The 4,883-nt window shown below is 67.8% G+C and carries 4 protein-coding genes; all 4 read left to right on the top strand.

Features of this window, described 5'->3' with window-relative positions; translation table 11 throughout:
• The coding region (locus VFQ05_19035; protein ID HET9328866.1) for a patatin-like phospholipase family protein at positions 1-2,016 on the top strand (2,016 nt) is incomplete at its 5' end.
• 346 nt (positions 2,017-2,362) lie between these two features.
• Positions 2,363-2,680, top strand: coding sequence for a hypothetical protein (locus tag VFQ05_19030; protein ID HET9328865.1), 318 nt, complete (start codon positions 2,363-2,365; stop codon positions 2,678-2,680).
• 3 nt (positions 2,681-2,683) lie between these two features.
• Entirely contained in the window at positions 2,684-4,357 is a 1,674-nt protein-coding gene (locus tag VFQ05_19025; protein HET9328864.1) for a PA domain-containing protein, read from the top strand.
• Positions 4,358-4,383: 26 nt separating this feature from the next.
• The coding region (locus VFQ05_19020; protein ID HET9328863.1) for a hypothetical protein at positions 4,384-4,883 on the top strand (500 nt) is incomplete at its 3' end.

Here is a 4,883-nt window from a genome sequence, read left to right as displayed (position 1 = left end):
GTGGCGTCGCTCCAACCCGAATGGGCGCTCGTGCTGTCGGGCGGAGCGGCGCGCGGGATCGCGCACATCGGCGTCATTCGGGCGCTCGAGGAGGAAGGCCTCAGACCCGGACTGGTCTGCGGCACCAGCATGGGAGCGCTGGTGGGTGCGCTCTACGCCACCGGCTATTCGAGCGCCGCGATCCACGACATCATGCGCCAGACGGACTGGGACCAGATCTTCGGACGGGGGAAAGAGACCTTCGAGTGGCGTGACACCGTGGTGCCGCAGCCCTGGGTGACGCTCATCGGCGAAGGGCTCGCGCTCCACGTCCCCTCGGGCGTCGTCGACGACTCCTATCTCAACTTCGCGCTGGCCGAGTTCTTCCTTCCCTCGGAAGCCCTCGCGCAGGGCGACTTCGATCGTCTGCCCATCCCGTTCCGTTGCATCGCCACCGACGCCGAGACCACGAACCCCATCGTGTTTCGCAGCGGCAGCGTGGCACGCGCGGTGCGGGCGTCGATCTGCATCCCGCCGCTCTTTCCCGCGGTGCCGGACGGCAACACGCTGCTGGTCGACGGGGGGCTCGCGAGCAACTTGCCGGTCAGCACCGCGCGCACCTTCGCGCCCAAGCGCATTCTCGCGATCGACGTGGCGCTGCCGCCGGTCGACCTCACCGAGCGAAGCTCGCTGCTCGACGTGTCGTTCTCCATCTTCGATCGCCTCAACAAGCGCAGCCAGCAGGACACCCTGTCGTCCGAGGACCGGCTCGTGGATCTGGAGCTGAAGGGTCACGGGCCGATGGACTTCGCGTCGTGTGACAGCATCGTGGAGCTGGCCTATCGCGAGGCGCGTGAGCGCATCCACGAGTTCGCCCAGCTCCTGAACGCCCCGCCGGACTCGGCGGCAAGCGACAGCGTCGATGCCGTGCTCCCTCCCGCTCATCCGGATGTCGTCTGGCGCGACCGTGATTCGACCGAGTCTCCTCGGGCCGGACTGGCGCGACGCCTGTTCGGCGAGGCGCCGTCGACGGAGTTCGAGCCCGAGGCCTTGCGGCCGGCGTTCACGAGCGTGTACCGGGGCGACATGTTCGTGAGCGCATGGCCTTCTTTCCGGGTCGCCGGAGACTCCACGACGATCACCATGGATGTCGTCTCTCGCCCGAAGAGCGAGGTCTTGCTCGCGTTCGCGTACGACAACGATTATCAGGGGCGCCTCAACACCACGCTCGTCCTCCGTCCTGTGAGGAACCGCCTTCCCGACAAGATCTCCGGCGGATTCACCATCGATCCGCTCCGGAGGAACCTGTTCTTTGCGCTCGAGCCGCATTCGCTCGCGCGGGGGAGCAACGGCTGGTTCCTGCGCGGCGGGTGGCGCCAGACCGACGTGCGCCTGTTCGACGAGGACCGCCGCATCGAGAAGGAGCGCGTCGACCGCGTGGAGGCCATGGTAGGCGGCCAGAAGAGGCTGACGAAGAGCTACCTGTTGCAGGTCGGCGCCGGCTACGGCTTCGCCGGAACCGAAGCGCAAGATCTGTACGGATTGGTGGGATCCGTGCGACTCCAGTCGGGAAGCGCATTCGGCGAGGGCATCCAGGCGGTATTCCTCACCGGTCACGAATCGTACGCGGCCATCGTCGCACGCATGACCTACGACGTGCGCAAGGGGCAATACACCTTCCGCACGGCGGCGCGCGCCGGCACGTCGACGAGTCGCACGCCGGCGGACGAGCTTCAGGCCGTGGGCGGCCCCGAATCGTTCGTGGGACTGCGCCGGCGTGAGTGGCTGGGCCACGACCGTGTGGCCGGCGAGCTGCGCGTCATCCGCAACCTGGCCTCGTACGCGCGCCTGTTCGCCTACGGCCAGGCCGCGTTCATCAACGGAACCGTTTCGCGCCCGGATCTCGACGGTCAGGTCCACGTCGCGGCCGGCGCCGGCTTCGAGGCTGCGGTCCCGTTCGGACCGCTGAACCTCGACTGGGGAATCGACGACCAGGGCGAGTTCCGCTTCGACTTCAGCTTCGGCCAGCGGTTCTAGGTCCGCATCGCAAGTCGCTCGATCCTCCCACCACACTTGCATTTCGAGCGACCATCGAACGCTTGGCGTGAACCTGCAGTGGCACGGGGAGTGCTCGACCGACGCGGACATCGGAAGGCCGTGCGCAGGCTCCTTTCAACTCAACAGGCTCGCCATGCTCGGAAACGCAATCAGCAAGCTGTTGCTCCCGATTTGCATGATCGCGGCAGCGGCGTACTGGGCCCTCGGCCCCAACGCACCTCGGCCGCGCGCCGAAGAGCCGCGCAAGATCGACCTGCGGACCCATCACGTGCAGCGCCCAATTAGAAGTAAGGCCCGTAGCGTCAGGACATCGTCAGCTTCGCGGATGACGGCCGAGACCTCCAATCAGATCGCCGGCATGGTGGTGGCGCGCGATCCCGAGACCGGAGAGCTGGGCCTGCCTTCGCCGGAGCAGATGAAGGCCATCGGCCAGCGCCGCGCAGAGGTCATGCGCAACACGCCGGAAGGCTTCACCGAGATCCGCAGACCGGATGGCTCGGTCGGACTGATGCTGAACGGCAAGCTCCAGTCCTACTCGATCGCTCGAGTCGGCGCTGACGGCAATCCCACGACGCAGTGCTTCACCGCATCCAGTGACAGCGCGGCGCTCGGCGTGCCCGCTCCCACCCTCGAGGACCGCTAGCGCATGCCGAGGACGACAACGGCCGCGATTCTCGCCGCAGCACTCCTGCTCACGAGCCCCGCGCACGCCGTCACCGTCATCATCGTCAACGACGATGGGCCGGGCGAAGGGTTCAACGACGCCACGCCGGCGGCGCCGGTCGGCGGCAATCCCGGCGCCACGATCGGGGCCCAGCGCCTATACGTCTTCCAGTATGCCGCTTCGATCTGGGGCAATCTCTTGAGCAGCCCGGTCACGATCCGGGTGAAGGCACGCTTCGATCCTCTCTTCTGCACCACCAACGCCGCGGTGCTCGGACAGGCCGGTCCGACCGCGATGTGGCGCGACTTTGCGGGCGCGCCGCTGGCGGGTCACTGGTACCCGGCGGCGCTCGCCAACCGGCTGGCGGGCAGCGATCAATCGACCAATGACGACATCGATGCCACGTTCAACTCCGGCCTGGGTGGTGCGAGCTGCATGCCGAACGGCTGGTACTACGGCGTGGACGGCGCCGAAGGAAGCAAGATCGAGCTGCTGCCGGTCGTGCTCCACGAAATGGCGCACGGCCTTGGATTCATCACCGCCACGGACGGCTCGAACGGCAGCTTCGCGCTCGGTTACCCGAGCGCGCTCGACCACTATCTCTACGACACGGTCGTGGGAAGGCATTGGGACCAGATGACCGCGACCGAGCGCGCAGCGTCGGCGGTCGGGTGCCGACGGCTGGTGTGGAACGGCGCCAACGTGATGCGCGAGGCGCCCGCCATCCTCAGCGACAAGCCGGCGCTGCGCGTGAATGCCCCCGCGTCGATCGCCGGGGTCTACGACGTCGGCCAGGCCGTCTTCGGTCCGGCGCTGACGTCGACCGGCGTCACCGCCAGTGTGGTGCAGGTCAACGACGGATTCGGATCGACGAGCAACGGCTGCGAGCCCGCGATCAACGGCTCGGCGCTGAGCGGCAAGATCGCGCTGGTGGATCGCGGCACCTGCGGTTTCACGATCAAGGTCAAGCACGCGCAGAACGCGGGCGCGATCGCGGTGATCGTGTGCGACAGCCTGCCGGGCTGTCCGCCCCAGGCGATGGGCGGCACCGATGCCACGATCACGATTCCTTCGGTGCGGGTGACGCAGGACGACGGGAACCTGCTGAAGTCTGCGCTGGCCAGCGGCCTGAACGTGACGCTGCGTCGCGATCCCACGCTGAACCAGGGCGCCGACGGCAGCAACCAGGTCCTGATGTACTCGCCGACGACGTATTCGAGCGGATCGTCGGTCTCCCACTGGGACGTCAGTCCCGATCCGGATCTCCTGATGGAGCCGAGCCTGATGGGCTCGGTGTCGGCCGGCGTGGACCTCACCCGCTGGTTCTTCACGGACCTGGGCTGGACCGGCACCCCAGCCGACGTGACGCCCACACCTCCGCCCCCGGCTGCGCCAAGCATCGCGCTCGCGGCCTCGCCCAATCCCATGCGCGCGCAGGGACTGGTGCGCTTCATTCTCGCCGAGTCGGGGCCGGTGACGCTCGATGTGGTCGACGCGACCGGCCGCGTGGTCGCCCGCCTGGCCAGAGGCGAGCAAAGGCCTTCAGGTCTCAACGAGATCGGGTACGATCCGGGCGCCCTCCACAATGGCCTCTACTTCCTGCGTCTTCGCACCGCGGCGGGCGAAGCGATCGGCAAGGTCGCAATCGCGCGGTAGGAGTCGAATCTGCCATGGAGGTAGCGATGAAAGTCCCCCACGTTTGGATGCTCCTTCTCTCCCTCACCTGCCTGGGCTGCGGCTCGCAGAAGGCCGAGGAGTCATCCGCGGCCAGCCAGCAGACCGGTGGAACCAAGGTGGTCACGGCCACGGTCGCGAGCGAGAGCCAGCAGTCCGAGACCGCCAAACCATCCAAGACCACCGAGACGGAGCCCGCCCGCGTGACCACCCGGGTGCGACTGACGCCCAAGGGCTGTGTGGAGTTCGAGCCCCACTGGTCGAGCATCGAGGCTGGACAGTCGATCAGCTGGCGCTCCGAGCTGAAGACTCCCGTGGTCATTCACATCTCCCCCGGAGCCTTCGAGAAGACCGAGTACACCGTGCGCGCCGGGGCGACCATGAGCACCGGGCCCGCTCTGGCTTCGGGCAATTACTCGATCTGGACCGAGCCCACCGCGTGCCAGGGCGTGCCGCGCGGCGTCCAGAGCTCCGGCCCCGGACTCACGGTCCAGGCCGGCGCCGCGCA

It is taken from the genome of Candidatus Eisenbacteria bacterium (genome assembly GCA_035712145.1).
Taxonomy (GTDB): Bacteria; Eisenbacteria; RBG-16-71-46; order RBG-16-71-46; family RBG-16-71-46; genus DASTBI01.
This window is presented reverse-complemented; position numbering and strand designations above follow the sequence as displayed.